At 70.7% G+C, this 26,422-nt stretch carries 25 protein-coding genes and 1 tRNA gene; 13 read left to right on the forward strand and 13 right to left on the reverse strand.

Annotation, left to right across the window (positions count from 1 at the left end):
- Nucleotides 1–122 precede the first annotated feature (122 nt).
- Nucleotides 123–2,885, forward strand: a complete 2,763-nt coding sequence (locus IE265_RS27305) for a cation-translocating P-type ATPase (protein ID WP_190038360.1) — start codon at nucleotides 123–125, stop codon at nucleotides 2,883–2,885.
- Nucleotides 2,886–3,026: 141 nt separating this feature from the next.
- On the opposite strand, the gene IE265_RS38615 is transcribed toward IE265_RS27305, so the two are convergent.
- From IE265_RS38615 to IE265_RS27320, 3 genes are all read right to left on the reverse strand, one after another.
- Nucleotides 3,027–4,400: a hypothetical protein gene (locus IE265_RS38615; protein WP_229916589.1), complete on the reverse strand. Its 1,374-nt coding sequence runs from the start codon at nucleotides 4,398–4,400 to the stop codon at nucleotides 3,027–3,029.
- 130 nt (nucleotides 4,401–4,530) lie between these two features.
- The gene (locus tag IE265_RS27315) at nucleotides 4,531–4,989 is read right to left on the reverse strand and encodes a winged helix DNA-binding protein (protein ID WP_190038361.1); all 459 of its coding nucleotides are present in this window, start codon (nucleotides 4,987–4,989) and stop codon (nucleotides 4,531–4,533) included.
- 133 nt (nucleotides 4,990–5,122) lie between these two features.
- Nucleotides 5,123–6,004, reverse strand: a complete 882-nt coding sequence (locus IE265_RS27320; RefSeq protein WP_190038362.1) for a universal stress protein — start codon at nucleotides 6,002–6,004, stop codon at nucleotides 5,123–5,125.
- A gap of 453 nt (nucleotides 6,005–6,457) precedes the next feature.
- Here IE265_RS27320 and IE265_RS27325 point away from each other — a divergent pair, with 453 nt between their 5' ends.
- Nucleotides 6,458–7,339: a hypothetical protein gene (locus IE265_RS27325; protein WP_190038363.1), complete on the forward strand. Its 882-nt coding sequence runs from the start codon at nucleotides 6,458–6,460 to the stop codon at nucleotides 7,337–7,339.
- Nucleotides 7,340–7,402: 63 nt separating this feature from the next.
- Here the strand turns inward: IE265_RS27325 and IE265_RS27330 are convergent, their stop codons facing one another.
- Nucleotides 7,403–8,500, reverse strand: a complete 1,098-nt coding sequence (locus IE265_RS27330; protein ID WP_190038456.1) for a MerR family transcriptional regulator — start codon at nucleotides 8,498–8,500, stop codon at nucleotides 7,403–7,405.
- A gap of 449 nt (nucleotides 8,501–8,949) precedes the next feature.
- Between IE265_RS27330 and IE265_RS27335 the strand changes: the two genes are divergently transcribed.
- The 4 genes from IE265_RS27335 (at nucleotide 8,950) to IE265_RS27350 (ending at nucleotide 11,757) form a co-directional block, all read left to right on the forward strand.
- Nucleotides 8,950–9,411 (forward strand): hypothetical protein, encoded by a 462-nt coding sequence (locus IE265_RS27335; protein ID WP_190038364.1) that lies wholly within the window; start codon nucleotides 8,950–8,952, stop codon nucleotides 9,409–9,411.
- A gap of 151 nt (nucleotides 9,412–9,562) precedes the next feature.
- The gene (locus tag IE265_RS27340) at nucleotides 9,563–9,964 is read left to right on the forward strand and encodes a hypothetical protein (RefSeq protein WP_190038365.1); all 402 of its coding nucleotides are present in this window, start codon (nucleotides 9,563–9,565) and stop codon (nucleotides 9,962–9,964) included.
- A gap of 69 nt (nucleotides 9,965–10,033) precedes the next feature.
- Complete coding sequence (locus IE265_RS27345) at nucleotides 10,034–10,996, forward strand: RICIN domain-containing protein (RefSeq protein WP_229916590.1); 963 nt, start codon at nucleotides 10,034–10,036, stop codon at nucleotides 10,994–10,996.
- Nucleotides 10,997–11,151: 155 nt separating this feature from the next.
- On the forward strand, nucleotides 11,152–11,757 hold the full coding sequence (locus tag IE265_RS27350; RefSeq protein ID WP_190038366.1) for a hypothetical protein: 606 nt from the start codon (nucleotides 11,152–11,154) through the stop codon (nucleotides 11,755–11,757).
- A 413-nt stretch (nucleotides 11,758–12,170) separates the two neighbouring features.
- On the opposite strand, the gene IE265_RS27355 is transcribed toward IE265_RS27350, so the two are convergent.
- Nucleotides 12,171–12,458 carry a hypothetical protein gene (locus IE265_RS27355; RefSeq protein WP_190038367.1) on the reverse strand — a complete coding sequence of 96 codons (288 nt, stop codon included), beginning with the start codon at nucleotides 12,456–12,458 and terminating at the stop codon, nucleotides 12,171–12,173.
- A gap of 256 nt (nucleotides 12,459–12,714) precedes the next feature.
- Between IE265_RS27355 and IE265_RS27360 the strand changes: the two genes are divergently transcribed.
- Entirely contained in the window at nucleotides 12,715–12,912 is a 198-nt protein-coding gene (locus tag IE265_RS27360) for a hypothetical protein (protein ID WP_190038368.1), read from the forward strand.
- Nucleotides 12,913–12,990: 78 nt separating this feature from the next.
- Here the strand turns inward: IE265_RS27360 and IE265_RS27365 are convergent, their stop codons facing one another.
- The 3 genes from IE265_RS27365 to IE265_RS27375 all read right to left on the reverse strand — a co-directional run bounded on the left by IE265_RS27365 (nucleotide 12,991) and on the right by IE265_RS27375 (nucleotide 15,892).
- On the reverse strand, nucleotides 12,991–13,710 hold the full coding sequence (locus tag IE265_RS27365) for a scabin-related ADP-ribosyltransferase (protein ID WP_190038369.1): 720 nt from the start codon (nucleotides 13,708–13,710) through the stop codon (nucleotides 12,991–12,993).
- 664 nt (nucleotides 13,711–14,374) lie between these two features.
- Nucleotides 14,375–14,450: transfer RNA gene (locus IE265_RS27370), tRNA-Gln, on the reverse strand.
- A gap of 68 nt (nucleotides 14,451–14,518) precedes the next feature.
- Nucleotides 14,519–15,892 (reverse strand): hypothetical protein, encoded by a 1,374-nt coding sequence (locus IE265_RS27375; protein ID WP_190038370.1) that lies wholly within the window; start codon nucleotides 15,890–15,892, stop codon nucleotides 14,519–14,521.
- Nucleotides 15,893–16,115: 223 nt separating this feature from the next.
- Between IE265_RS27375 and IE265_RS39010 the strand changes: the two genes are divergently transcribed.
- The 4 genes from IE265_RS39010 (at nucleotide 16,116) to IE265_RS27395 (ending at nucleotide 18,914) form a co-directional block, all read left to right on the forward strand.
- Nucleotides 16,116–16,250 (forward strand): hypothetical protein, encoded by a 135-nt coding sequence (locus IE265_RS39010; RefSeq protein WP_268255846.1) that lies wholly within the window; start codon nucleotides 16,116–16,118, stop codon nucleotides 16,248–16,250.
- Complete coding sequence (locus tag IE265_RS27380; RefSeq protein ID WP_190038371.1) at nucleotides 16,250–16,456, forward strand: hypothetical protein; 207 nt, start codon at nucleotides 16,250–16,252, stop codon at nucleotides 16,454–16,456. Before IE265_RS39010 ends, IE265_RS27380 begins: the two co-directional genes overlap by 1 nt.
- A 976-nt stretch (nucleotides 16,457–17,432) precedes the next feature.
- Nucleotides 17,433–17,789, forward strand: a complete 357-nt coding sequence (locus tag IE265_RS27390; RefSeq protein ID WP_229916592.1) for a GNAT family N-acetyltransferase — start codon at nucleotides 17,433–17,435, stop codon at nucleotides 17,787–17,789.
- Between the two features lie 318 nt (nucleotides 17,790–18,107).
- Nucleotides 18,108–18,914 carry a PRC and DUF2382 domain-containing protein gene (locus tag IE265_RS27395; RefSeq protein WP_190038373.1) on the forward strand — a complete coding sequence of 269 codons (807 nt, stop codon included), beginning with the start codon at nucleotides 18,108–18,110 and terminating at the stop codon, nucleotides 18,912–18,914.
- 389 nt (nucleotides 18,915–19,303) lie between these two features.
- Here IE265_RS27395 and IE265_RS27400 read toward each other — a convergent pair whose 3' ends face one another.
- From IE265_RS27400 to IE265_RS27415, 4 genes are all read right to left on the reverse strand, one after another.
- Complete coding sequence (locus IE265_RS27400; protein WP_190038374.1) at nucleotides 19,304–19,750, reverse strand: DUF3618 domain-containing protein; 447 nt, start codon at nucleotides 19,748–19,750, stop codon at nucleotides 19,304–19,306.
- Nucleotides 19,747–20,118 carry a phage holin family protein gene (locus IE265_RS27405; RefSeq protein ID WP_190038459.1) on the reverse strand — a complete coding sequence of 124 codons (372 nt, stop codon included), beginning with the start codon at nucleotides 20,116–20,118 and terminating at the stop codon, nucleotides 19,747–19,749. Before IE265_RS27405 ends, IE265_RS27400 begins: the two co-directional genes overlap by 4 nt.
- A 218-nt stretch (nucleotides 20,119–20,336) precedes the next feature.
- The gene (locus IE265_RS27410; RefSeq protein ID WP_190038375.1) at nucleotides 20,337–20,882 is read right to left on the reverse strand and encodes a phosphatase PAP2 family protein; all 546 of its coding nucleotides are present in this window, start codon (nucleotides 20,880–20,882) and stop codon (nucleotides 20,337–20,339) included.
- A gap of 61 nt (nucleotides 20,883–20,943) precedes the next feature.
- Nucleotides 20,944–22,005, reverse strand: coding sequence for a YihY/virulence factor BrkB family protein (locus IE265_RS27415; protein ID WP_190038376.1), 1,062 nt, complete (start codon nucleotides 22,003–22,005; stop codon nucleotides 20,944–20,946).
- 718 nt (nucleotides 22,006–22,723) lie between these two features.
- Between IE265_RS27415 and IE265_RS27420 the strand changes: the two genes are divergently transcribed.
- Nucleotides 22,724–23,296, forward strand: coding sequence for a hypothetical protein (locus IE265_RS27420; RefSeq protein ID WP_190038377.1), 573 nt, complete (start codon nucleotides 22,724–22,726; stop codon nucleotides 23,294–23,296).
- A gap of 867 nt (nucleotides 23,297–24,163) precedes the next feature.
- On the opposite strand, the gene IE265_RS27425 is transcribed toward IE265_RS27420, so the two are convergent.
- Nucleotides 24,164–24,853: a GAF and ANTAR domain-containing protein gene (locus IE265_RS27425; protein ID WP_229916631.1), complete on the reverse strand. Its 690-nt coding sequence runs from the start codon at nucleotides 24,851–24,853 to the stop codon at nucleotides 24,164–24,166.
- A gap of 667 nt (nucleotides 24,854–25,520) precedes the next feature.
- On the opposite strand from IE265_RS27425, the gene IE265_RS27430 reads away from it, so the two are divergent.
- Nucleotides 25,521–25,955 (forward strand): SsgA family sporulation/cell division regulator, encoded by a 435-nt coding sequence (locus tag IE265_RS27430; RefSeq protein ID WP_190038379.1) that lies wholly within the window; start codon nucleotides 25,521–25,523, stop codon nucleotides 25,953–25,955.
- Nucleotides 25,956–26,422: the final 467 nt, after the last annotated feature.

Genomic DNA, 26,422 nt, shown 5'->3' on the forward strand with positions numbered 1-26,422 from the left:
GGTCCCCGGCCTCCCCGCAGGCGCGAGGGATGCGAGCCGAACGCGTGAGCGCAGGGAGCGACACTGTTCCCAACAGTGGTACCGAGTGCGGTCCCGTGGATAACACGGTGCAAGATGGAGCCATGTCCCCTTCCGGCACTTCGGGTACTTCCGTCACACCACCGCCCTGGCACGCCCTGCCCGCCATCGACGCGACGGAGCGGCTCCACGTCGACCCCGCCGCGGGCCTTTCGTCGGACGACGCGGCCCGGCGGCTGGCGGAGACCGGTCCGAACCAGCTGGACGAGGCTCCGCGTGAGCCCCGGTGGCGGGCCTTCCTGCGGCAGTTCCAGGACCTCCTGATCATCATCCTGCTGGTGGCCGCCGTGGTCAGCCTGGTGGTGTCCCGGGAGTGGGAGACCCCCATCGCGATCGCTGTGGTGGTGCTGCTCAACGCGACGATCGGGTTCGTGCAGGAGTCCCGCGCCGAAGCGGCGCTGGACGCCCTGCGCAAGATGACCGTCACGCACGCCACGGTCCGCCGCGACGGCCGCCTGCGGCAACTGGCCGCCGGTGAACTCGTCCCCGGGGACGTGATCACCCTGGCGCCGGGCGACCGGGTGCCCGCGGACGGACGGCTGCTGACCTCGGCCTCCCTGGAGATCCAGGAGTCCGTCCTGACCGGTGAGGCGCAGGCGGTGTCCAAGGACGCCGACGCCGAGGTCGCCCCGGACGCCCCGCTGGCCGACCGGCTGACGGCGGTGTTCATGAACACCGCCGTCACCCGCGGCCGCGGCGAGGTCCTGGTCACCGCCACCGGTATGAGCACGGAGACGGGCCGCATCGCCGACATGCTGCACTCGGCCAAGCCCGGTCCCACCCCCCTGCAGCGCCAGATCGACGGGCTCAGCCGCACCCTGGCCCTGATCGCCGGTCTGGTCATCGCCCTGGTCCTCGTGCTGGGCCTGGCGCGCGGGCAGGACTTCGGAGACCTGTTCATCAGCGCCGTGTCGCTGGCGGTGGCCGCCATCCCCGAGGGGCTGCCGGCGGTGGTCGCGTTCACCCTGGCGATGGGCACCGGCCGGATGGCCAAGAAGGGGGCGATCGTCAAGAAGCTGGCCTCGGTCGAGACCCTCGGCAGTACGACCCAGATCTGCACGGACAAGACCGGCACGCTGACGCTGAACCAGATGACCGCGCGGGAGATGCTGGTGGCCGGCCGCCGGCTCACCCTCTCCGGCGAGGGGTACTCCACCGAGGGCAGGATCCGCACCACCGACGGGCAGCCGCTGCCGCCCCTTCTGGACAAGGCGCTGACGGCGATGGCCCTGTGCACCGACGCGGTGATCCGCGACGGCGAAGTCGTGGGCGACCCGACCGAGGGCGCCCTGGTGGTCCTGGCCGAGAAGGGCGGCATCGACGTGGGCGGGCTGCGCCAGGAACGGCCGCGCCGCCTGGAGGTCCCCTTCGACTCCGATTACAAATTTATGGCGACCTTCCACGACTGGGAGGACGACCTCGGGCGCCCGGTGGTGCGGTGCTTCGTGAAGGGGGCCCCCGACGTCCTGGCGGACCGCGCGGACCGGTTCGCCGGGGAGGAGGGCATCCTGCCGTTCGACGCGGCGGCCCGCGCTCGCTTCGACGAGGGCAACGCCTCGTTCGCCGGTCAGGGCATGCGGGTCATGGCACTGGGCACGGAGGACTTCCCCGCCGAGGACTTCGAGGTGCCCGCGGACCCCAAGGACCTCCTCGACAAGGTCGTGCTGACGGCCATGGTGGGCATCGTCGACCCGCCCCGGCCGGAGGCGCGTACGGCGATCGCCGAGTGCATCGACGCCGGGATCCGGGTCCGTATGATCACCGGCGACCACGCGGTGACCGCCGGCGCCATCGCGCGCGAACTCGGCATCCCCGGACAGGCGGTGACCGGCGCCGAACTGGACCGGGTCGACGACTCGGCCCTCGCCGAGCGGCTGGACGAGGTGGGCGTCGTCGCCCGGGTGTCCCCCGAGCACAAGATGCGGATCGTCACGGCCCTGCAGGACCGCGGCGACGTCGTCGCGATGACCGGCGACGGTGTCAACGACGCCCCCGCGCTGCGCAAGGCGGACATCGGGGTGGCGATGGGGGTCACCGGAACGGAGGTGACCAAGGAGGCCGGCACGATGGTGCTGACCGACGACAACTTCGCCACCATCGTCTCCGCGGTCCGCGAGGGCCGCGGCATCTACGACAACATCGTGAAGTTCACCCGGTTCCAGGTCTCCACCGCCCTCGGCTTCGTCGCGGTCTTCCTGATCGCCTCACTGACCGACCTGTCCGGCGGAGCACCGTTCACGGCCCTGCAGATCCTGTTCGTCAACCTGGTCATGGACGGTCCGCCCGCCATGTCCCTGGGCGTCGACCCGGTCAGCCCCGACGCGATGAAGCGCACGCCCCGCCCCGCCGACGAGCGCATCCTCAGCAGACGGCGCCTGAGCCGCCTCCTCCTGGCGAGCACCGTGATGGCCGCCGGCACGCTGGCCGTACTGATCTGGGCCCCCGGCCCCGACGCGGAACTGGCCGAGGCGACCGTCGCCGGCACGATGGCCTTCGTCACCTTCGTGTTCTTCCAGGTCTTCAACCTCCTCAACGTGCGGCACGACACCCGCAGCGTGTTCAGCCGCGAAACGCTGCAGAACACCTCCGCGTTCGTCGCCACCGGCGCCGTGATCGCCCTGCTGGTCGTCATCGTCGAGACCGACGCACTGCACGACTTCTTCACCACCACCGACCTCACCCCCGCGCAGTGGCTGGTGTGCGCGGCCGTCGGCTCGGCGATCCTGTGGGTCGGCGAGGTGGTCAAGGCCGTACTGCGCGCCCGCGCACACCGCACCCCCGACACCGGCGCACGGCAGCCGGCCTGAGCGCGGCCCCCGCGGCATCCCGCTGACCCTCCGCCCGCCTGCTCGCCGCCGGGCCCGGGCCGGTCGACCCCGGCCCGGCGGCAAAGCGCGTGTCGGCGCAGGCCACGACGCACGAGGTCCGGGCCCGAGCCGCCCGTCGGGTCACAGGCCTGCGGCGCTGAGGATGCGGTACATCCGGGACGGCCGCAGTACGGAGTTGGCGGCGGCGTCGTCGGCGACCTTCGGGTCCGGGTCCGAGAGCAGTTGCTCCAGCAGTACGTCCGGAATGTTGGGGTGACGGGCCACCCCCGACCGCAGGAACGCCTCGGCGGCGGCGAGTCGCTGCAGGGCCGGCACGGGCAGTTCCGGGTCCTGCAGGGCGAGGTAGCGCACGTTCGGGTTCGGTTCGTCGACGAACGTGCGCAGCGTGTGGCGGGGGAAACGGGGGTGGTCGACGAGGAGCGGCCGGATGTGGAACACGTCGCCGTGCGCGCGTACCAGCGCTTCCAGGACTTCCGGTGGCGTGTCCGGCCGGCGGGCGGCGGCACGGCGGACCGCGAGCTCCGGGTCGTTGTCCAGCCGTCGCCACGCCTCGTCGGGCAGGCCGCGGCAGGAGGCCAGTACCCGCCGGAACACCGTGTGCCGGCAGTCCAGGTAGGTCAACTGCTCGTCGAGGGGCGCCTCGCGCAGCCAGCCGGGTTCGGCGAAGCTCCAACTCAGCGCCACTTCGGCCTCGATGCTTCCGTCCGCGCGTTCAGCCTCCACGAGCGCGTAGAGACGGTCCCGGGTCCTGGCGTCGACATGGCGACTCTGCGCCAGCGCGATCCGCACGCACGGGTCGTCGACGTCCAGCAGTCGGGCCACCATCTCCGCCGACAGGTGAGGGTTCCCGGCGAGGGACTGACGGACCTTCTCCGCCTCCTTCTCGCTCTGCGTGGCCTGCATGAGCTGCGTGAACTGCCGCAGGGTGAGCGGAACTCGCCGCGCCACGTTGACGCGCGTGGCGGGGTCGGCCAGGCACCGTTCCCTCCACTCGGGCGGGACCCCCGGCTGCGGTTGCTCGGTGGCGGCCGCCCGCACCCGGGGGTCCGGGTCGGCGAGCAGTTCCACCTGCACCGCGAGGGGCCGGTCGTGCCAGGCTCGCGCGACCGCGGCGCGCAGACCCGGGCTCGGCGCGCCGGCGAGTGCCGTCCGTGGCCGGCCGTAGGCCTCCTCCAGGGCGTCGATGCCGATCGTCACCTCGCGCTCCACCATGGAGCGGACGAAATCCGTGTGGGCGTCGCGGATCGCCGGATCGGGGTGCGCGGCGATCCTTCGGCGCATCCCGGGGGAGATGCGGTCCCCGTGAAGGCCCACCGTGCTCACATCGTCGCCGTGCTCCAGCAGGGCCTCGACGACGGCGTCCTCCAACCGCCCCCGGCGCAGCGCGATCCCGTGCCGGCCCGCCCGGTGTGCCGCCAGCCGTACCAGGACCTCCTGGGGCGCCGCCGGGTTCCGCCCCAGGCCGGACAGCCGGGGATGATCGAGGCTTGTCATGCGCCCAACCTAGTCGGGCCGCCGCACGGGGCTCCGGTCGCAGTCCGTGGTCCGGGTCCGGCCCCACCGCGCGATCCGCGCAGGGACGCGGGCAAGGACCTCGCGGCGGGCAACAGCCGGGCGGCGGCCGTCAGTCGGGCAGGTCGCCGTCGCCGCCGAGGTTGGCGACCATGCGGCGCAGCACGTTGATCGTGGTGACGAAGTCGGCGGTGGGGATGCCCTCGTGCATCTGGTGGTGCACGCGCGCGTTGCGTTCCCCGGCCCGGCTGCGACCGGCCTCTCCGGCCTCGGTCAACGTCATGGCCCCGGCCTCCTCCGTCAACCAGCCGCGAGCGACCAGGTCGTCGAAGACGCCGTCGAAGTCGATCCCGAGGTCGTCGTACACCGCCAGCCGCTCGGTCAGCGCACGGCGCGTCCACCGGCCCGGATCGCCGGCCACGTGGTTGAGCGTCCACCAGTGCGGCTGCGTGAGGTCCTCCACCGCCAACTGCGCCCGCAGGGCGCCGACCACCCGCCGGTACGCCTCCCCGCTCCACGCGCCGATGGGCTGCGCCGCCAGTTCTTCCTGCGTGTACTCCTTGAGCGCCATCTCGGCGCACCTCCCGTGGGTGACCACCAGAACCAGAACGCGATCACCGTAGAACCTCAAGTCACCTTGAGATCAAGGAGCTTTGCCGGAGTCGGCTCGTCAGTGTCCGCGAGCCCTCGCAGGGGCCTGCGCCCTACTTCCTGCCGCGTACGACAGCGACGGGGCAGTGCGCGTGGTGGAGCAGGGCCTGGCTGACCGAGCCGAGCAGCAGGCCGGAGAAGCCGCCGTGTCCCCGGGCGCCGACGACGACCAGTTGGGCGTTCCGGCTGGCCTCGATCAGCGCCGGACGGGTACGCGAGCGGACCAGCCGCCGTTCCACCACGACCTGCGGATACTCCTTCTGCCAGGTGTCCACCGCGTCGTCCAGCAGGCGCTGCTCGGCCCGGACGATCCGGCCGGCGTCCGCCACCGCGGCGGACAGCGGGTCCGCGGGCCCTTCGTAGGCGTGCTCGTTCCACGCGTTCCAGGCGTGGACGGCCACCAACGGCGCCTGGCGCAGCGCGGCTTCGGCGAACGCGAACTCGACCGCCGCCGCGCCCGCTTCGGAACCGTCGACGGCCAGCACCACGGCGCCTGCCGGGTCCGGGGTGCCGCGCACCACGATCAGCGGGCAGAGCCCGTGCGAGGCCAGCTGCTGGGCCGTCGAACCCAGCAGCAGCCCCGCGAAGCCGCCGTGCCCCGAACCGCCCACCACGGCCAGCGCGGCCGAGCGCGCCTCGGCCTCCAGGACTTCGAGCGCGTCCCCGACCACGACGGACCGGGTGACCTCGAGGCCCGGCGCGACCTCGTGCGCGTGTGCCTCGGCCCGGCCGACGACCCCGTGCGCCAGCGCCTCCAGACTCTGGTCGGCGTTCTCGAAGAGCGATCCGACCGTCGGGTAGTGCCCGGGCAGGTAGCCGAAGGCGTGCACGATCCGCAGTGCACTGCCGCGCAACTGCGCCTCCCGCGCGCCGACGCCGACCGCCTCAAGGCTCGACGCGGAACCGTCCACGCCCACGATGACCGGATCGCTCACTGCGTACTCCTATCCAGGAACGCAGCGCACGTGCGGTCCCTGTGAACTCTGTGCCGGAATGGCAGCCACCAACAGTGGTAAAACACACTGTTCCGACCTACTGTGCCACAGGGGCCGGCAGAGCCCTTATCGGGGGTGGATCACCCCCGAAGCGCCCGTGACGGCGCCTTTTGCGGGAGGTTCCGTCGGCGCGGAGCGGCTGCGCACGTGACTTCGCGGAAGGCGTCCGGCGGTCCTCAGCAGATGACACTGTGTGTTCTGCGTTCCGAGGCCGGAAGGGATCGGACCCCGGTACGCCCCTGCTCGGGAGGCGTCCCCGCCGGGGCGCCGCCTTCCGGATCGTCGCGTACGGCACCCTCCCGCTGTCCGCAGGGGCCGATATCCTGGGCACACCTGTGCGGTTGACCGCCGCCGGGCGCGGCCGGGGGCCTGCACCGAGGCTGGGGGCGAGCGGTGGACTGGTGGCTGGGGGACAGCGAGGGGATCGTGGCCTGCTGGCTGCTGGTCTTCGCGTTGTGCAACGGATCGCGCGGCCTGTACTGCTGGTTCCGCGACCGGGACCCGCGGCGGAAGGCCGAGGAACTGATCGCCGGGGGCCTCCATCCGGTGCCCGCCTCGTACCTGCTCGGCGGAATGGTCGAGGCGGCGGAGACCGCGGTCTGCCTGCTCGTCGACGACGGCGTCGTGAAGGTCTCCTCCACCGGCGAACTGCGGCCCACCCGCCGGGGCCGCAGCCAGACGGACCCGGCCCTGCACGCCCTGACGGAGGAGATCCGCGCCACGCCGGCGGATGCGGCGACGAAGCTGTACGAGATCGTGTCCGAGGGCCGCTTCGCCCTGTTCCGCGGACGCGTCGAGCGCGATGCGCCCGCGATGCGCATGACGGCGTCGGGCAGGAGCCAGACCCTCATGCTGGCCGCCACGATGGTGATCGCGATCGGCATGGGCGTCCACGCCACGGTGACCGAGGCGCCCGTGCCGTTCGCACCCGAGGCCGACAGGTCGGTGTGGCTCTACGTCTGCGCGGCGGCCTGGCTGGTGCAGTGGGGACCGGCATGCCTGTGGCCGTCGGAGAAGCGGCGCCGCTGGAAGGCGCTCGACGCGTACTGCAGGCACGAGACGGAGATCGCGCGTGCGGCGGTGCCCGACCGCACCCGACGGGCGATCGCCGCGACCAGGGAGCGGCCGCAGCCGCCGCCCCTGTACCCGCGGACCCGCACCCGCACGAGCACGCGTACCGGGAGCAGGGGCGACGCGGTGGCCGACAGCATCGACGTGGACGCCTGCGGCACCAGCTGCGGCGGCGGATGCGGCGGCGGCTGCGGAGGCGAATGACGACGAGAAGGAGCAACCCGGGTTGGTCCGGGCCGGTGCCCAGCCGGTCCGGCCGGTGCCCGGTCAAGCTATGAGCAGGCGGAGGCCGAGATCTGCCGTGTCGAGGTGGGCGAGGTCGCCGTTGCGCTCGGCCCACCGGCCGGAGTCGAGGTTGTCACGCAGGCTTCGCACCGCCCGCTGCTCGGCGTCCGGTCCGACCCTCGTCCACACCGACATCGCACGGCGGACGTGCTCCTCCAGATACGCACCCGGTCTGCGCCAGTACGCCTCGAACAGGCCGTCGGTGCAGTCCCACGGGATGGGCACCGGCTCAGCGCGGGCGCCGATCGCGTCGGCCATCCCCGCAAGTGAGGGAAAGTCCGCGAGGACGGTGGCGAACTCGGGCAGGTAGTCGCGGGTGAGCCAGAACCGGTTCTGCCATCCGGGCTCGTCGGTGTCGAACGTCAGCACCACCACGCGGCGGGCCACGCGCCGCATCTCGCGCAGCCCCGCTATCGGGTCCCCCCAGTGGTGAACAGTGGAGACGGCCATCGCGACGTCGAAGGAGTGGTCCTCGAACGGCAGGCTCTCCGCGGCGGCGGCCACGCACGGCGCCGCGCCGGCCGGCCGCTGACGCCGCATGACCCCCGACGGCTCCACCGCGGTCACCTCGCGATCAGTCGGCTCGTAGGAGCCGGTGCCGGCCCCGACATTGAGCACCGTCCGCGCGTCCCCGAGCGCGTCCGAGATCTGCGCCGCGATCCGCGGCTCGGTACGCCGCGTCGCCGTGTAGGCGCCGCCGATCGCGTCGTACAACCGTGCGCCGAGCATTCCCAGTTGCTCCTCCGGTGTCACCCTCAGCCCTCTCGCCCGTGCCTCAAGTTCCCTGTCGATGGCCGCCACCATGGCGTCCGCACGATCACGCCGCTCCAGCAGCAGGCCACGCAGCCGGCGCAGGTGCGCGACCGTGTCGGTGGACGAGTCGCCGACCAGTTCCGCGACCTCCCGCAACCCGAAGCCCAGCCGCCGGTAGGCCAGTACCTCCCTCAGCCGCTCGACGTCAGCCGCCGAGTAGGCCCGGTACCCACCCGCGGTCCGCGCCGACGGACGCACGAGCCCGATCTCGTCGTAGTGGTGCAGCGTGCGGACGCTCACGTCGGCCAGCTCGGCCACGCGCCCCACGGTCCAGTGATCTTCCACAACGCCGACTATGCAGCCTGACGTCACGTGAGGGTCAAGAGCCGTACCCGTGACTCGCAAGGGCCGATGCGGAAGCGGTGGTCGCATGCCCCCATCACTGGCAGAAACGGCCCCTTGCCCCCTGCCCGCAGCACCCCCGCGGCACAGCGAACACACCCGCAACAGAGGGAAGTTGCGTTCCCCGCTGTCCCGGACACCGGCACGGCACGGCCTGTGACCTGCCCGGACAGTCCGGCCCTGTCCGGGACAACCGCACGCTGTTGCTCCCGCCGCCCCGCGACGGCCAGCCTCGGTGGCGACCGCAGGGCGAAGGCCGTGGCGAGGGGGAGACCACGGCCCGAGCCCCGCGGCATGAGGGCGGCCGACACCGGGCGCGTTCCCGCGCCGCCCACCGCTCCGCACACGCTCCCCGACACCGAGACAGGGAAGTCATGATGCGCATACGAACCGCGTGCACGGGCCTGATGCTCGGCACGGCACTGGCCGTCGCCACCTCCGTGGTGCCCGCCCAGGCAGCCGCGCCGTCCCGCACCGCCGCCGGCTGCGAGACCCTGCACGCCACCGTCGCCAACTCCCAGGGGTTGAGCGGCGGCACCGTGCAGGCGACGGTCTGCATCCACTCGGGCGGCACCGCCGACCTGAACACCTCGTACTACAACTACGTCCAGGACCATCAGGCCGACGGCGTCGCAGCCCGCGCCTACATCCGCGACAGCCGGTACCTGTACGGGCCGCTCGCCATGGACGACACCGCCACCTCCGGCGGGCAGGACCTGGGCCACTGGGACTCCACGGAGGTCGGCAACACCTCCGTGCGCGTCTACGTCTGCCTCGGCAAGAAATTCCCCGGCGAATCCGGAGCGCGCTGCGCCTCCGACGTCACGTACGCCTAGCGCACCGACCGCACACCGCACGCGCACCGAAACCGGAAGTCGGCAGTCGGCGCGCCCGCGACGGCCACCCCCGGCACGCCACGGCCGACAGGACCCCGCACACCGCATCCGGCCCGCCCGGGCCACCTACCACTCCATGGAGGAACCCATCATGCAGATACGCAAGCACCTCGCCCACAGCACCCTCGCAGCGACCCTGCTGCTCGCCGGGGCCATGACCCTCGCCCCGACCGCCCAGGCCGGCGAGCAGGGGGCCGCCTCCTGCTACGGAAGCGCCCACAGTTACTCCAAGTACGACGGCGCTGCGGACCTCCCGGCAGGCCGGCTGTTCGTGACGTCGGGCAACTGCGCAGACATCAACATCATGCCCAGGACCAACCGGTACATCATGGTCTGCTTCGAGACGGCGTCCGGCGGCAGCTACTGCCCCTCCGACTACACCCTCGCCCGGGCCGGCGAGTGGAACGTGATCGAGTACGACGTCCCCGACAACACGCAGTTCTACTTCCACTTCCGCTCCGCGGCGCTGTCCAACGGGAGTTGGGCCGCCTGACCCGCACCGGGGTGCACTGGGCAGCATGGCGGGATTCCGTGTTGTTCAACATGTGACCACCCCAGCAGGATGGCGGGCGTGGGGAACCTGGGGGAGCTGTCTCCGTACGCGGCACGTGACGCGGCCGGTTTCATCGCGTCGATGAACGAGCTCAAGCAGCGCTCGGGGATGACGTTCCGCGAACTGGAGGAGCAGGCCGCGCGCAACGGCGACGTACTCGCGCGCAGCACCCTGGCCGATGTCCTCAGGCGCCCCAATCTGCCGCGGCCGGACGTCCTGGCCGTCTTCGTGCGCGCCTGCGGAGACGGCCGGCGGGTCGGTGACTGGCTGGACGCCCGAGAGCGGATCACCGAAGCGGGACCGGAGCCGCTCCCACCCGCACCCGCGACCGCTCCCGCACCCGCGACCGCTCCCGCACCCGCGGTCGCGGACGTACGGGCGGAGGCGGGCGACGTGAAACCCACACCCCTACGCCAACAACCCCGGCGGTTAATCCTGTTCGCGCTCGCCTTCGTGCTCGCGGCCGGGCTGCTCGCCGGCGGACTGTGGGCCTTCCTGCCCGACGAGTCCGGCGATCCGAGCACGCCCACCGATGGATGGGTCACCATCAGCCCCGCCCGCGACGGCGACCTGTGCCTGACGGACGGACGGGACCGGGCCGGGGCCTACGACAGCGCGGTGGCCGTGCAACTGCCCTGCGCCCAGGCCCCCGTACCGCGCACCTACCTCGAACCGGCCGGTGAGGGCCTGTACCGCGTCCAGTGGCACCACCCCCAGCAGGGCAAGGGATGCCTGACCGTCATGCGCGCCGGCCCCGTCAAAGGCATGATCGAGCCACGCGACGACTGCACCGGCGCGACCCGGTTCCGACTGGAGCCCGCCCCGGACGACGCGGCCGGCTTCCGGCTCCGGCCCGCGCACAGCGGCCAGTGCGTCGGCACGGCGGCCCGCATCCCCGCCGAGGGAGCCGAGGCCGTCCAGGAACCCTGCGCGGACACCCCCGACCAGTACTTCGTCATCCGCACGGACTGAGCCGCCCAACCCGCCCCGGGACCCGACCGCCTGCCATCGAGACGGCCCCCGCAGCGACGCCAACTACCGCCCGCTTGCGGCCCGTTGATGCGCAGGTCCTGCGGCGGCCACCTGGCTATTGCCTGCCAGGAGACCGGCCCTCGCTCTACAATCCGATGCCGGGGCAGGACACCCAACTCTCTTACGAGGAAGGCGAATTGGTGGTCGACGGCAGTGCCGCAGCCGCGGCGGGCACGGGTGGGGGAGACGGCCCGCAACTGTTCGCGCTCCGTGTCGAGGTGGAGAAGATCATCACCGAGGCGCAGATCGGCGCGCGCCGGGCACAGCGCCGAGCCAAGCTCTGGCACGCCGTGTACCTCAGTCTCGGATTCCCCGCCGCAGTCCTGGCCGGCATCTCCGGCGCCGCAGGGCTGGCCTCCGAGGGGGCCCGTGTGCCCGCCGCCGTCCTCGCCCTGCTGTCGGCGGGCTTCGCGGCCGGATCGACCTTCCTGCGCTCCGACGCCCGCCACATGACCAACCTCCGCCGCCGCTATGCCTGGCAGAGCCTGGAGACCCGCGCCCGCCTCGCCCTCGCCTACGACGCCTACGAGGGCCCCGTACAACTGCACGCGGCCCTCGTCGGACTGCACGAGCTGCGCGCCGCGGTGCCCTCGAGCGCGCTGGTCTTCGCGGAGCAGCAGGGGCCCCACCAACTGCCCGCCACGGGAGCCACGTCGGCGGTCATCCAGCTGACGACGCCCCCTCCGGGGCCCGAGGCCTGAAGCGTCGGGACGACGCCCGCCCGGCCCCGTCCCGGCGCACGGTGCGGCGGCCTGGGCGAACCCGCAGGTCCGAGCGGCGGCACCGTGCAGGCGACGGTCTGCATCTGCTCGGGCGGCACGAGATGCTTTTGGCCACGGACAATGTCGTCGGCATCGACCCGAGCCTGACCTACTTCGCGATTCTCTCGGACGTCATCCGCACGGACTGAGCCGCCGAACCCGCCACGGGGTACGGCCGCCTGTCATCGAGGCGCCCCGCGGTGACGCCGGCTGCCGCGCTCCTCGGCGCGGTTGCTTCGGGGCGGGCGGTGGCGGGGCGCCTGCCGCGTCGGTCGGCGAGGAGAGCGAGGGCGACACCTGCACCGACCCAGATGGTGAGGGTGAGGGCGGGGAGTCCGGCGCCTGAACTGTCGTCACTCGGCGGCATTCCCGCGCCGGTCGCCGCGGGATGCGATGTAGGCGTCGTGATTCTCTGCGTAGTCGGCGGGGGTGTCGATGCTGCCGGCGAGAGCCAGGAAGCTGGCCGGGAGCAGGGCACCCTCGTCGTCGTCCACCTCGTCAGTTTGCTCTTCCGCTCGCGGCGGGAGGACGTCGGCGAACTCTTCGTCCTGGCTGATGATCAGGCGAAGGCGGCGGGCCTGCCGAGGACTGAGGTGTTCCACCGCGTACCGCAGGTCCTCGTAGTCGCGTGCTGCCGTCATGGCTCAAGTCTGGCACGCGGGCCCCTTCGGCGTCCTGGGGCAGCGACCTTCGCCTCCCCCCCCGCCTGCGTGGGAGGGGTCCCGCGTCGGTCGGGCAGCATCACCGGGCCCAGGTATGCGTGTCCCTGGCCAACGTGCCCGGTGTGCTCCCGTACCAGGTAGTTCGTGATGGATCCGTGGTGCTTGCCCGGCTTCGGGGTTTGGCGCGCCGAACCGACCGTTGCTCCCGACGGCGGGACGTGCTCTCCCGCAGCCGATGGGCAGCCGCCCTCAAGCCCCACGAGGAGACGTACAACTGCACGCGGCCCTCGTCGGACTGCACGAGCTGCGCGCCGCGGTGCCCTCGAGCGTGCTGGTCTTCGCGGAGCAGCAGAGGCTCCACCAACTGCCCGCCACGGGAGCCACGTCGGCGGTCATCCAGCTGACGAAGCCTCCTCCGGGGCACGAGGCTTGAAGCGTCGGGACGATGCCCGCCGGCCCGCCCCCGGGTCCGTGAACCGGGCCCGGGGTGCGTTCATCCGGTGCTCGGCCGTCAGGGGGAGGGCACCAGCTGTTCCTCGGCGGTGCGGGTGCCGGCCGGGCGGAAGTCCCTGTTCGTGACGCAGCCCAGGTTCTCGTAGATGTTCACGTTCGTCTGCGGGTCCTGGCCAGCCCAGTGGTACTGGCACGCACCCTGGATGTACCGGCCCTGTACCCCGCCGGGGAAGTCGATCTCCTTGTTCCACAGGTACTGCGACTGGATGCCGGTCATCCGCGCGGTGGCGTTCACGTCGATCCCGCCCGGGGCCTGGATCGCGTACACCCAGCCGTCCTTGCCGCCGCCGGTGGCGAAGCCCTGCGCCACCCAGCGGTCGCATGTCGTGCTCACGTGCGCGGAGTTCTGCCCGCCGCCACCGATGATCCACTTCGACAGCGGGGTGAGGTCCGTGCCCAGCGGCGTGAAACCGCTGCGGAAGATCGCCTGGGGGTCCGGCCGGGTGTCGCCCCGCCACAGCGTGTTCACGTCGTGGCGCCAGTACCAGCCCTCGCGTACCGACGCCAGGTCGACCTGCCGCCGCAGGGAGCGGTCCGTCGTCGTCTGCGCCCACTCCGACGACCGGTAGCCCCCGGTCGGGCCGCACGGGCCGGTGTCACGGATCTGCTCCGGGGTCCCGGGGAACGGGTCCGTCGCAGCACTCGCGGACGAGGCGAACGTCAGCGAAGTGACGACAAGAGATGCGGCGGAAGCGATCCGCAGCGCGGTCTTGAACATGGTCGGGCCAGCCCCTCGATCGACACATTCGGCCCAGGTTCCGTAGCCCGAACCCGCCCGGGGGCCACACGGCCGGCGCCCCGGTCACCCGCCGGCACCACCCCCTTCACCCGCACGGCCTGCCCCGTCGACGCGCCCAGACGGCGGGTGGGGCCGGCCCCGGACCGGCTGGTCGTGCCCGCCTGTCGACCCGGTGCCGGCCGCTCGATGAGCCTCCGGAGCTCATCCGGGACGATCCACGGTCGCGACCGGGGGTTCCCAACGCTCCGCGCCGCAGACTTCGCGCGGGCGGCGTGGCCACGAGCAATGCGGGCACAGGGACTGCGGAGGCGAACCTGTGACCCGAACACCCGCACGGCACGACGTACCGGCATGGACGCGTCCAGGAGCCCGCTGGGTCTCCTGGATGTGCTGGGCTCTGCTGTGCCTCAGCGTGGCGCTGCTGGTAGGACGAATTGCGACAGGGGCCCCGGGCCAAGCCGTCTACCCGGCCGTCATGGCCGCCGTCTTCGCCGGACTGCTGATCGCCAACCGGACCAACCGACGACGGCGAACCAGCCGGCACTGACCCGCCCGGCCGGCACCCACCGATCGGGTGCCAGTACCTCCCGTGCCGGGACCGCCGGACAAGGAGGCGGCCCGCAGCGAGCCGTGGCAAGTGGAGTGGCGACGAGGGCAGGATTCGAACCTACGTCCACCCGGGATCAGAGCCGGGCGCTCCTCCGCAGAGCTTCCTCGTCGCCACGTCGATCATGGCCGGGGCTGCCGTTTTGGGCAACCGATTTCCCCAAGGCCCTGTGGCAGGCAGTCACAGCCACTCGCTCGCCGCTGCGCGCTTGCCGTTGCCGGAGAACACTCCTGCCGACCGCAGGGCACTGGCCATGAGAGGGTCCGCAACGGCAACACCGTGTACGAGCTCGGGCGTCCGGCGGAAGGCGACAGCCTCAACCATCGGCCTGGGGGCGGTCCAGGCGCTGGCGACGGGATCCCTCCGATGCCGAGCGCAGACTGCCTCGACCAGCGAGCGAGGACATTCCTCCTCGCCCCGGAGTACCTGCCAGGGCAACGGCAACTCTGCCCAGATGTAGGTGTCGGGGTGCAGGCCGCCGCCGCTCATGCGGTGCCAATACGCCACATCGGCAGCCATCAGGCGAGGGACCTTGCCCGGGCAGACCCGGTCCAGAATCTTCTCCTGGCCCAGTTCGGACAGAAGCGCGAACCAGTGCGCGCGGGCCGTGTTCCACGCTTGCGCGGCTTGGTTCCACGTCGATGAGTCGTCGCCGCGACGCACGATCATGGTTTCGCGCTCCAGCGGATGCCGGTTCCAGGCGTCCTCCAACAGGTCCGCGACCTGGCGCAGGAAGCCGTTCCACCGGACCAGCAGTCGAGAGAGATCCTCGTCGGAGACTGCGGCCAGCACCTCCGACGTGGGATGCACATGCGCGACCGCGGACCAGCAGGTCCGCTCGGGCTGCGCGCGCAGGCGCTGGAACAGTGCCTCGGCGACCTCGTCGTAGGCCTGGCGCTGGCGGCCGTTCGTGAAGACGCTGCGCATGTAGCCCCGCGCCGTGATGTACGCGATGAAGGCCGCCGTGTCCGGATCCGCGGCGAAGAGACCGTACGGCAGTACGTGCGCGAGTGCTCCCTTGCCGGTCATCGTCACCTCGCGACGGCGTTGCTCATGGATCAGCCGCGCCAGTTTGGCCTCCATGCGGCACAGGAGACGGAAGCGCTTGTTGTACTGGCGCTTGGAGACCTCGCCGAGGCCGGCGTCAGTCCGCTCGGCCCGGTCGAGACGGTCAACGCCGAAGTCGTTCTGGCCGTACACGCGGCCTATCGACTCGCCTGCACGCCGGATCACTGCCTCGATCTGGTCCGGATCGTCTCCGGCGCCGCCCGGCAGCTCCGGCACATCCGTGAACAGGCCTGCCACACGTGCGAGTTGGCGCTGCGCGCCGACCGGCCGGGCGAACTCCTCCCGCATGGAGGTGTAGCCGTGCCAAAGGTTGCGCAGCGAGTGCTCAGCGGCCTTGGCGAGTGCTGCCTCAGTCGCCTCGTCGAGTTCGGTGCCCTGTGCCGCGTACAGATCCTGGATGAGTCGGGCCACATCCTCCGGGCGCTTGCGCAGTGTGAGCGATGCGTGCAGCTCCCGGAGGAGTTCATCGACGGTGGGCGACAGCATGAGCCTCACCTTGTCATTCCTCGGCCAAGTGCCCAACTGGATATCTGCGGGCCCCAGCCCCGGATCACCCCGCAGCGGTGCTGGTGGGATTGCCGTCACGCCGCCGGCCCGCGACAGGACGACCCGTGCAGCCAGACCGAACCGCGGGCGCCCGGCGTCAGAGAGCCGCCATGATTGCCTGTGCAGGCACACCGGAAGGCGCTGACGGAGAGATCCTCGTCGTATGAGCTCCTCCTGGTACCCGGACCAGGGTGTACGCCGCGCCGTCGTGGCGCTCGGGACCTTCGCGACGGCACTGTTCGCCGTCGGGCTGGTCACGGTACGAGAACTCACGCAAAACTTCGCAAGGGAGCCGTAATGGATGTGGTCGACAGAGGCGCGGAAGTAGATGTCTGCATGACCCGTGCCGAGTTCTTCCTGGTCGTATCGCTGATGAGTGAAGCCTTGGAAACCGGCGATGAACGAGACTTCGAGACTCGAGTCGGTGCGTCTATGACGGAAGTCAGGGAGCTGTTGCGCAGCCTTCCTGAACTTCCGCTCACCCCGCGCGGATGGAACGGGTAGGCAAATCCGCAGGACGAATCGCGACGGGAGCCCCGGGCCAAGCCGTCCACCCGGCCGTCTTCGCCGGACTGCTGATCGCCAACCGGACCAACCGTAGGTCTTCGTCGCGGCGTCGAGTAGGTGGGTGTACACGAGCCTCCGAGTGGGCCCTACGTGCTCGCGGCCGTCCTCGCCCTGCTTCGAGGCCTCGCGGCCGGATCGGCCTTCCTGCCGCCGCGAACCACGCCACACCGAGCCGACTTCCAATCCGCTGCAGCCGACACCGCGGTGACCGGACCGGGACCGGCAAGCACAACAGCACGGACGGCACGCAGCAGTGACCCGTGCACCCGGCCGAGCGTGGAGCGGGAACGCGCGATGTGCCGCCGCAGGGCGGCCTCGTCGACGCAGCGCAGTTCGGCGTGGCGGTCGGCTGCTGAAGGACGACACGCCGCTCGATGCAGCACATTCCGGGCCGGTGAACGGCAAGCTTGAACCGCTCCGTTCAAGAGAGGTGGACCGGATGGCCACGATGGGAACTGCCGGGCCGGCGCAGGCCCTTGCGCCGGAGAGCGACGCGGAAGGTCGAGGCGGCGACTACCAGAGCGGCGCTGAGCACGCGCGAGCTCAGATCTCGACCTTCCTGTCTGCTGTCGGCCTCCCTGATCACTGGACGCACGGCACCGCTGAACTGCCGGCCCCCAGATCGGCCGACTGATTGCCGACTCGGAATGCAAGGACCAGTTCAACTTCAGGCAGGCAGGTACTCCTCACACGTTGGGTCCCGTGTGCGAGTCGTACGCCCATGGAGTGATGCCGGCGCTGTGTGACATGTGTTCGTGGTGAGGGGGCACCCGCGTTGGCCATGCAGGCAGATCAGGCATACGCCAAAGACCGTGCCCCCGTTCGAGCCGGGTTTCGGGATGCCGCCTCACGGCACGGGGCAGGAAGGCATCGGCGCATCGGACGGCGGCGGGGCCGCTGGCATCGCAGGCTGTTGGCCTACCGCGGCATCGAGCTGCAGTGGTCGTCCTCGCCGAGAGGCGCGGGCGAGGAGTGTCTCCTGCTGGTGCACATCCGCAAGGTGGTCGGGCGGGTGACCTACCGGGCGTGCGACACGTGCGCCGAGGGTGTGATCACTGACGTCGTGCTGGACGAACCGTTCCGCGACAGCGGGCTGGGCACCCGGGCCCTGTCCCATCTGCGATCCCGGTATCCGGACGTCGCCTGGCGCACCACGCTCGACAACCGCCTCACCCGCGCCCTGCTGCGCCGGATGTGTATCCCCAGGGCGCCGGCGGGCGCGAAGTGCTTCCACGCCCACAACGGAGTCGTCGACGCTGCCGGCGGTTGAGGTCGAAGTGGCGGGACGGGACGTGACGCTCCGCATTGTGTGAACGAAGGCATCGTGAGCGGTGGGGGAGAAGCCTGGTTCAGCTGTGCGGCGGCGGTGGTGAGGACGATGTCGGCGGCGATGCGCTGTCCGGCGGGGTTCGGGTCGGCGGGGCCGGGTGGTGACCTCTGCCCCGGACTGCTTGTGCCGTAGTGGTCGGATGCCGTCTCCGCGACCTTGAACTGTCCGTTTTTTAAAGGAAAGTGAATGTTGCAATGTTTCCAGGTGATTTGGTCGGTAACTCGTGCTGTGACCTCAACAGGGAGCAGGAGTGTAGAGATGATCACCCGAGAGCAGATCCCGACTGTGCTGGATCACCCGGTCCACGACGCGGAGGGGAACAAAGTCGGCGACGCGAAGCATGTTTTCTACGACGATGCGACCGGCCGGCCCGAGTGGGTCACCGTCAAGACAGGGCTGTTCGGCACCAACGAATCCTTTGTCCCCATGAGAGACGCGCACATGGTCGAGGACCACCTCGAGGTATCCGTTACCAAGGACCGCATCAGTGACGCTCCCAATGTCGATGCCGACGGCGGACACCTGTCCCCGGACGAGGAGCACCGCCTGTACGAGCACTACGGCATTGCCTGGGACGAGGCCTGGCAGCAGGCCAACGATCCCGAGCAGGGCGGCTGGGCCAGCACGGACCCCGAGGCAGCCGCCGCTGGGATGGGCACGATGCGCGCCGGGCAGCCCGGTGATGATGCGATGACGCGCTCCGAAGAAGAGATGCACGTCGGAGCGGAGCGCCAGACGGTCGGCCGGGCCCGGCTGCGGAAGTACGTGGTCACCGAAGAGCAGCAGCAGACGATTCCCGTACGCCACGAAGAGGTCCGCGTGGTGCGCGAGCCCATCACCGACGCGAACATCGACGACGCGTTGTCCGGCCCCGAGATCTCGGAGGAAGAGCACGAGGTCATCCTGCACGCGGAGCGGCCCGTCGTGGAGACCAGGGTGGAACCGGTCGAGCGCGTACGCCTGGTCACCGATGAGGTGATCGAGGAGGAAACCGTCACGGGCACCGTGCGCAAGGAGCGCATCGAAACCGACTACGAGGACGACGACGAGGGCCGGCGAGGCTGAACGGTCCGGTCTCCGGCACGCCGTGTCCTGCCGCTGATGGCGGTCGGCCACGGCGGTGTCCTGCCGCCGCACTCTTTCGCGGACGGTGCGGCGTCCCGCCCACATCCCAAGCACTGATCAGGTCCGCTGGAAGTACAGGAGCGTGGGGCAGACCGGCCCGCAGGTCGGTCTGCCCCACGCTTTTGTCAGCCGGACCAGGTTCCGATCAACCGACGGGTGGAGACGATGCCGGCGGCCGTGGCCGTGGCCGTGGCCGCGGTGGCTGTGGTGTGGATGGCGCCGTGAAGTGCGGCGACCAGGACCACCTCGCCCCGGGCGCGGACGGGAACGGCGGCCGTGCCGACGCGTCCGACCGGCCCGTACGCGACTGCTGATGATGCTTCGTCGGCTCAGCTCTTCTTGCGGCGGCGGGCCAACCACACCACGGTGATGCCCGCGGCGACCAGCAGCCAGGTGCGGTTTTCCCGGGCCAGCTGCGCGGACCGGGTCGTCTTCTGCCGCAGGGGTTCGGGTGCCTTCTCCTCCCACATCCGTCCGGCCTGAGCCGACGTGGTGCGGATCTGCCCCGCCGCCCGGGCGGCCGCGTCCTTGACCGGATCGGGCAGCTTGTCCTGGACCTGGGAGGTGGTCTTCGCGGCCTGCTCCTTCAACTCGCCGGCCTTGACGGCAACCTGCTCCTTCAGTTCGCCGGCCCTGTGTTGGGCGCGGGCCTTGACGTCGGTCTTGGCCGCGAGGGCCTCGACCGTCTGCCCGAGGTCGCGGCGGGTCTGTTCGACCTGTTCACGGAGCTGGTCGGGGCTGGGCGCGCTCTGCTGGTCGGCGGGCTGCTGGGTCATCGGTGTGCACTCCTCTTGATTTCGGCCACGTCGGCCTTCACGTTCTCGATCGTGCTCTCGGGCGTCACGGGGGCGGCCTTACCGGCCTGCTTCTTGCCGCTGAGGGCCAGGACCGCGGCCATGACGCCGAGAACCGCGGTCACGATGAGGGCCGCGGCCCATACCGGCAGTACCAGGGCCAAGGCCGCGATCACCGTGGCCACGAGTGCCTGAAGCATCAGGAAGCCGACCAGTGACGCACCGCCGAACAGGCCTCCGCTCTTGCCGTAGCGCCTGCCCTTCTCCTTCATCTCCGCCTGCGCCAGTTTCAGCTCGCCGCGCACCAGCTCGGTCAGCTGCTGCGAGGCCTGCTGGACCAGTTCGCCCACCGGCTCGTGCCCCCTGTGCCCGTCGTTGCCCGACGTGAGGCCCTGCTGTTGTGTACTCGACACGCGATCACCTCCTGCTGTGTGGTTCCTGTCAGTCGGGTCGTCGCGTCGAGGTGCCCCGGCTGTCCGACGGGTGGCGAGTACCCCGCACGGAGCCGTTCAGAAGCAGAACGCTCTGCCGTGAACAGCGGTGGCACCACGGGGTCGGTGTGGGGTCGCTACGTGCGATGTGGCAGCAGACGGGGAAGGCGCCGGGCGCACCAGGCGGCCCCGAGGCCGATCAGCGCGCCGGCTGCGACATCGGTGGGGTAGTGGGCTCCCGACTGCACGCGCTCGACGGCCACCAGGGCGGCCGGTACCGCGCACAGCGCGCCGACCAGCGGCCAGGCGGGAGCGGTGGCGGCGGTGAAGGCGATGGCGGCCGCGGTGTGTCCGGAGGGGAACGAGGAGGAGTCGGGCCGCTCCTCGACCTCATCGTGGTCGATCCACTCCTTGGGCGGGCGGCGACGGTCCACGAGTTGCTTGCACACACCGTTGGCGACCAGCTGGGCGACAGTGAGGGCCGCAAGCCCCGAGGCTGCGGCCGTCCGCCCGCGCCGCCCGCCGAACGTGGTCATCACCGCCGCCGTGCCGCACCACAGTTTGGTGCCCTCGGCCTTCTCCTCCACGGCGGACAGCAGCCGTCCGACGGTCACCGGAATGCGGGCGGCCGCCTGCTGCGTCAGCTGCCGATCCGCTGTGCGAACCCCCGACACGAGTCTCATGACCCCTGAGTGTCCGCAAGCGCGCGCGGCACACTTCGCTGTTTCTGCCTGCCGTCGGGCATCACTGCGCCGGCCCTTGCTCGTCCAGGCGCCGTCGGTCCTCCTCGTCCCACTTCCGGGTGTCGCGCGGCTGGGTGTAGGGCTCGGTCTGCGGCGGCATCCCTCCGGCGATCGCCCGTTGGCGTAGGGCCTCCGCGTCGAACTCCAGCCCCAGGAGGATGGCCAGATTGCTGATCCACAGCCACACCAGGAAGACGACGACGCCGGCCATCGCGCCGTAGGTCTTGTTGTACGAGCCGAAGTTGGCCACGTAGAACGCGAATCCGGCGGAGGCGAGCATCCAGATCGCCAGGGCCAGGAAACTGCCCGGAGTGATCCACTTGAAGCCTTTGACCTTCGCGTTCGGGGTGGCCCAGTACAGGAGCGCGATCATCACGGTGACCAGCAGGACCAGGACGGGCCACTTGGCGATGGACCACACCGTCAGCGCGGTGTCACCGATCCCGAGCGCCGTGCCCGCCTCGCGGGCGATGCCGCCGGTGAAGACCACGATCAGCGCACTGATCACGGCCAGGACCATGAGGACGACCGTGACACCGAGGCGCACCGGCAGGATCTTCCACACCGGGCGGCCCTCGGGCATGTCGTAGACGGCGTTCGCGGCGCGGATGAACGCCGCGACGTAGCCGGAGGCCGACCACAGTGCCACCACCAGGGCCACCACGGCCACCAGGGAGCCGATGCCGGCGTTGCCCTGCAACTGCTCCACGGCGCGGGTGATGATGTCACGCGCGGGGCCGGGGGCGAGCTGCTGGAGATTGTCCAGAACCTTGTCCGTGGTCGACCTGCCGGTGATGCCCAGCAGGGAGACCAGCACCAGCAGCGCCGGGAACAGGGCGAGGATGCCGTAGTACGTCAGTGCCGCCGCCCGGTCGGTCAGCTCGTCCTTCTTGAACTCACGCAGACTCCCGCTGAGCACCTTGCCCCACGCCCGCCTGGGCAGCTTCGTCGGTGCGTCCGGCGCCCGCCGTTCCACCTCGGGGCCGGGACCGACCTCTTCCGGGCTCAGCTCACCCTGGTCACTCTTTCGATCTTTTTGTCCCGAAAGACTGAATTTCGCCATGGGTGGCGGGTACCCCGGCTCATGGCGTTGAGCAACAAGGGGAAGGATTCAAAACACCAAGCGCGCAGGCCACCGGCGGTTCGCCGCTCGAGACACCGGGTGAGGGCGCAGCAGGAGAGGGACGGCAAGAGGATCGCGCGGCGCAGAGCACCGCCTCCGTTTCGGAGTGGAGGTGACCTGGCACCGCTGCAGATGTCCGGCAGGTCTGCCTCGGACGCGCTCGCTCCGTCCCAGGACGTCCGGAACCTCTCGAAGCGTTGCCGTTGAACGCGGTCACCGTCACCGGGCCGCCAACTGGCCGGGAGGGACCGGGCAGGCGCGGCCACAGCCCATGAGGCTGTCCCCGGGATCCGGCGTGTGCCGGTTTGGGCGGGGAGAGTGCGGTCACTCATAGGGCAGATGCCCGAAGGACCGGGGCGCTGACCGTTGAGACAACAGCGGCCAGTTCCGGCGGGGCGTTGCAGCACGGCCGTATTCGACACGGCCGGCTCAGCGCTGGGGCGAGGCCTCTTCGATGTTACGTGGCGCCCGCCTCACCAAGATCCCTGATGGGTCCGCTGCCGCCGTCGGCGACGCCCGCCGCCGGTCAACTCTGGCGACTGCGGCGGGTATCCGCCACGCCACATCGACGGGCCGGGCCCGACTGCTCCGGACATCCGACATCGACACATGCACGGTGCGACGGCTGACACCGTGCCCACCCAGGCAAAGGATCATCATGACGGAACGCAACACGCTCCTGCGCAGCACGCACGACCTCGGTCTGGCCGCATGGTTCGGTGGGGCACTGATGGGTGCCGTCGGCCTCAACGGAGCCGCCGAGAAGGAGGGCGTCACCGACGTCGGCACCACACGCATCGCGTCCGCGGGCTGGGCGAAGTGGGCGCCGGTGGGAGTGGTTGCTGTCGGCGCCCACCTGCTCGGCGGTACGGGCCTTCTCGTCGCGAACCGCGGCCGTGTCCGCGACCAGAAGGGCGTTGCCGGCTCCACCGCCGCCAAGACGGCCCTGACGAGCGCGGCGCTCGTCGCCACCGCCTACACGCGGGCGTTGGGCAAGAAGGTCGACCTCGCCACGTCGCAGAAGGAGGAGGACCGGGAAACCGCGGAGGAAGCCCCGCTGAGCCAGCAGGACGCGCAGAAGCAGCTCGCCCTCATGCAGTGGGTGGTACCCGCGCTGACCGCCGGCCTCGTCGTCCTCAACGCACTTCACGGCGAGCAGCAGCGCCCCGCCCAGCAGGTCCGCGGAGCCGTACGCAAGGCGCTCGGCATCCAGAACCTGCACAAGCGCTGACGTCGCTCACTGACCGGTTGGGGCAGGTGAGGCGGTCGGCACAGCGCGTTCCGGCGTGGTGGTCGGTGACTGGGCGGGGGCCGCGGAGGCAGGAGGGGCGCTGTACTGCCTCTGGTCTTGCGGTGCCCTGTCTCGGGGCAGGGGGCAGGTCCGTACGGGCCCGCCCCCTGCTACCGCGCTGGGTACCGGCTGCTTCTGCGGCGCGAGGCAGTCCTTGAAGATCTGGAGCGGCGCCGCCGCACCGGTCCGGGAAAGCACGAGTGCGACCAGAACCCGGAGTGCGCAGTGAGGGGATGGGGGTCCGTGGGACGGCGGGGAGTCCGCCGGAGTGCCCCATCCTCGGAGGTCGACGGTTGGATGTCTCCCTTTGCCCTTGCGGGGCTTTGCCGGCGCGCCGGCCGGTACGCGGCGGTATGCGAGGCACTCGCCGCGTAGCGGCCGGCACGCCGAACGATGCGGTTCCCCGGGGCCGTGAGCCCTGAGGAACCCCGGGGCTCTCTTCCGAACCTCCGGTGACCGAGTAGCCTCCTGAGCCCTGCCCTACACGCACCATCTGCAAGTGAATCGACTGATACCCGTAGAAATGTGTCATCCGTCCTGCCTGCCGCGGCACCCACCTGAATGCGAGAGGCGGCCTCGCCGGCACCACGCGCCCAAGGGGCACCGAGCGGGCGGGGCCCCTTTCGCCCGGTTGCACGCCGCTGCATGGAGGGCGGGCCCGGCGGCGCAGGCCTCACGCACAGCGGCCGAAGTCCGCTCAGATGGCAGGACTTTGGTTGCGTGGCCGTTCACCGAGAGGGACCGCCGCGAGCTTCGTGAGAGGGGTCGGCATCGTCGCAGCCGTGGTTGCGGGCTCGCGGTTCCCCTTCATGGGCGGGAGGGCAGTTCGGGTGCGGCTGGCGGCTGGCCCGTCAGACTGGTGATCATCTGGGCGCACAGCTCACGGAGCTTGATATTGCGGTGCTGTGAGGCGGAGCGCAGGATGCCGAAGGCGACGTCGGCGGTGCAGCGTCGCTGGGCCATGACCATCCCCAGGGCCTGGTCGATGACAGCGCGGGACTGCATCGCGGTGCGCATCTGCTCGGCGAACTGCCGGGTGTCCGCGAGACGTTCGGCCAGCATGATGGCGCTGCCGGCCTGCGCGGCCAGCGACCGCAGTACCGTCAGATCAGCACCGTGGAAGGCGCGGGGCGGCCCGGTGTAGCAGTTGAGAGCACCCACGGGGCCGATGAGGTCGGCGATGGGCAACGACAGGGAGGAACGGATCCCGCTGGCGGCCGCATACGCGGGATAGTCGCCCCAGGCCGTCTCGCCGAGCATGTCGTCGACCACGATCTCTTTGCCGGTGCGGGCGGACTGCAGGCACGGTCCGTCGTCCTGGCCGTACTGCTTCTCATCCAGCGGAAGGGCAGCCGACCCGGCACTGACGACGGTCAGCGGCCGGTGATCACGCTCGATCGTCACGCCGACGCCCGCAGCCTGCGTCAGCTTCAGAGCTGCGTCCGCAAGAGACTGGAGGAAGTCCTCCAGGGAATCTGTCTCCAGCAACCACTGCATAACGGCCGCACTGTCGTACGTGCTGCCTGCATTCTCCGTGTTCACGCTGTGACTCCCTTGCATGCCCGCACGCTCTGGGCGGCGGCGTGGCGTCTCGCCCGGGCGATGAATCTCGGCTCTTGGAAGACATTCGGTATCTGGACGCCTCTCCAGCACACCGCCGGCGACGGAATCGCGCCCGTCCCGAGTTCCCCACCTCGGTGCGGCCATGCACCGCCGGTTCTCGCGACTGCCGGCCGGCGCGCACTTCAAGGGTCGATATCCGCCCTCATCGCAGCAGCACGATGCCCGGCCTCACCTGCAGCAGGCCTGCCGCAACCCGTTCCTTCAAGGGCAACCGTGGCCGGTGCGTCGTGCAGGAGCAGCAGACCCGGCTCACAACGCCAGCCGCCACCGATCGGCCCTCCTGCCGAGCCTCGGCCGGGGCGTTGTGGGTGTTTCGGCCAAGGCGCTCAGAGACCGACACGACTCCGTTGCCGCGGCAGGCTCGCCTGTTTCACATCCGCCGTCCGGGGTAGCCGTGCGGCGCGCTCGAGACATTCCGGCGCATGGTCGGAACGGGTCTCCTGGCAAGTCGGACACCTCAACGGCTGCGCCGGACGACCGTCCAGGCGAGTCCCGTCCTCTTCCTGGGAAGTCTCACTTGCAGCCAAATATCTCGATCACATTGAGCCAGAAGGATCCGCTTCCCTTCTCGTTCCTCCTTCACCAAGCAACCGTCGTCGTGAACGATGAACCCGAGATCTCCATGGGGATGACGGCGCACTACTCGGCGGAACAACCTTTCAGCGTGGTACTGGCGCTGCATGCCCCCGAAGCACTGGTGGCGTGGGACCTTTCGCGCGAACAGCTGATCAAGGGCCTTCGCCAGCATGACGGTTGGGGCGACGTCGCCGTCTGGCCGGTCGCCCGAGGACGGGGAGCGGACTTCGTCCGCATACGACTGGGCGACGACCTGTCAGGAACTGCCATGGTGGAGATCGAGAGGCCGACCCTCAAGGCATGGCTCGAAGAGACGTGCAGACTCGTGCCCAGAGGGGCGGAGCCAGACCATCTCCATCTGGACCAGGTGATCGGTCAACTGCTCGACGCGGAAGCCTGAGGACACGCGACCGAAAGCCTGAGGGCAGGCAGCCCCGCAGCGCAGCCCGGAGCGTGCCACCGGCCCGGGCACGCGAGATCTGGGACGACCGGCGGTAGGCGGCCTCGCGGGCGCCCGGTGGCGTGCCGCCGGGCACTCCCGCTTCGAGCCGCGGCGCCGGCTTTGGCTGTTCGTTGTCCGCCGTCACCTGGAGCGAACCACCTCCGCCCTGGTTCCAGGGGACCGACGCCCCCGCGGCTGGGGCCGTTCGTCGGCCCGGCGACGCCCGCGCGAGTACGACCCGGACTGAGTGTCGGTCTCGAACTGCTCCAGTTCCTCCGCCGAGACCGAAGTCCGCATGTCGCGGAAGTCCCGCACGCCCACCAGTGCCGCCGATCCGAGCCCTCTCACCTTCATCCGGGCCGCAGATTGGTCGGACGAGATCAGAACGCTTCTCGCTCCCACGTGGGCCGTCGTGCGCGGTGGGC

The sequence above is a fragment of the Streptomyces fructofermentans genome, assembly GCF_014651055.1.
Lineage (GTDB): Bacteria > Actinomycetota > Actinomycetes > Streptomycetales > Streptomycetaceae > Streptomyces > Streptomyces fructofermentans.

Excerpts from the sequence above, each read along its gene's own strand:
- IE265_RS27305 (WP_190038360.1), top strand. The coding sequence starts at position 123 with ATGTCCCCTTCCGGCACTTCGGGTACTTCCGTCACACCACCGCCCTGG.
- IE265_RS38615 (WP_229916589.1), bottom strand. The coding sequence starts at position 4,400 with ATGACAAGCCTCGATCATCCCCGGCTGTCCGGCCTGGGGCGGAACCCG.
- IE265_RS27315 (WP_190038361.1), bottom strand. The coding sequence starts at position 4,989 with ATGGCGCTCAAGGAGTACACGCAGGAAGAACTGGCGGCGCAGCCCATC.
- IE265_RS27335 (WP_190038364.1), top strand. The coding sequence starts at position 8,950 with ATGATGCGCATACGAACCGCGTGCACGGGCCTGATGCTCGGCACGGCA.
- IE265_RS27340 (WP_190038365.1), top strand. The coding sequence starts at position 9,563 with ATGCAGATACGCAAGCACCTCGCCCACAGCACCCTCGCAGCGACCCTG.
- IE265_RS27345 (WP_229916590.1), top strand. The coding sequence starts at position 10,034 with ATGGCGGGCGTGGGGAACCTGGGGGAGCTGTCTCCGTACGCGGCACGT.
- IE265_RS27350 (WP_190038366.1), top strand. The coding sequence starts at position 11,152 with ATGCCGGGGCAGGACACCCAACTCTCTTACGAGGAAGGCGAATTGGTG.
- IE265_RS27355 (WP_190038367.1), bottom strand. The coding sequence starts at position 12,458 with ATGACGGCAGCACGCGACTACGAGGACCTGCGGTACGCGGTGGAACAC.
- IE265_RS27360 (WP_190038368.1), top strand. The coding sequence starts at position 12,715 with ATGGGCAGCCGCCCTCAAGCCCCACGAGGAGACGTACAACTGCACGCG.
- IE265_RS27365 (WP_190038369.1), bottom strand. The coding sequence starts at position 13,710 with ATGTTCAAGACCGCGCTGCGGATCGCTTCCGCCGCATCTCTTGTCGTC.
- IE265_RS27375 (WP_190038370.1), bottom strand. The coding sequence starts at position 15,892 with ATGCTGTCGCCCACCGTCGATGAACTCCTCCGGGAGCTGCACGCATCG.
- IE265_RS39010 (WP_268255846.1), top strand. The coding sequence starts at position 16,116 with ATGAGCTCCTCCTGGTACCCGGACCAGGGTGTACGCCGCGCCGTCGTG.
- IE265_RS27380 (WP_190038371.1), top strand. The coding sequence starts at position 16,250 with ATGGATGTGGTCGACAGAGGCGCGGAAGTAGATGTCTGCATGACCCGT.
- IE265_RS27395 (WP_190038373.1), top strand. The coding sequence starts at position 18,108 with ATGATCACCCGAGAGCAGATCCCGACTGTGCTGGATCACCCGGTCCAC.
- IE265_RS27400 (WP_190038374.1), bottom strand. The coding sequence starts at position 19,750 with ATGACCCAGCAGCCCGCCGACCAGCAGAGCGCGCCCAGCCCCGACCAG.
- IE265_RS27410 (WP_190038375.1), bottom strand. The coding sequence starts at position 20,882 with ATGAGACTCGTGTCGGGGGTTCGCACAGCGGATCGGCAGCTGACGCAG.
- IE265_RS27415 (WP_190038376.1), bottom strand. The coding sequence starts at position 22,005 with ATGGCGAAATTCAGTCTTTCGGGACAAAAAGATCGAAAGAGTGACCAG.
- IE265_RS27420 (WP_190038377.1), top strand. The coding sequence starts at position 22,724 with ATGACGGAACGCAACACGCTCCTGCGCAGCACGCACGACCTCGGTCTG.
- IE265_RS27425 (WP_229916631.1), bottom strand. The coding sequence starts at position 24,853 with ATGCAGTGGTTGCTGGAGACAGATTCCCTGGAGGACTTCCTCCAGTCT.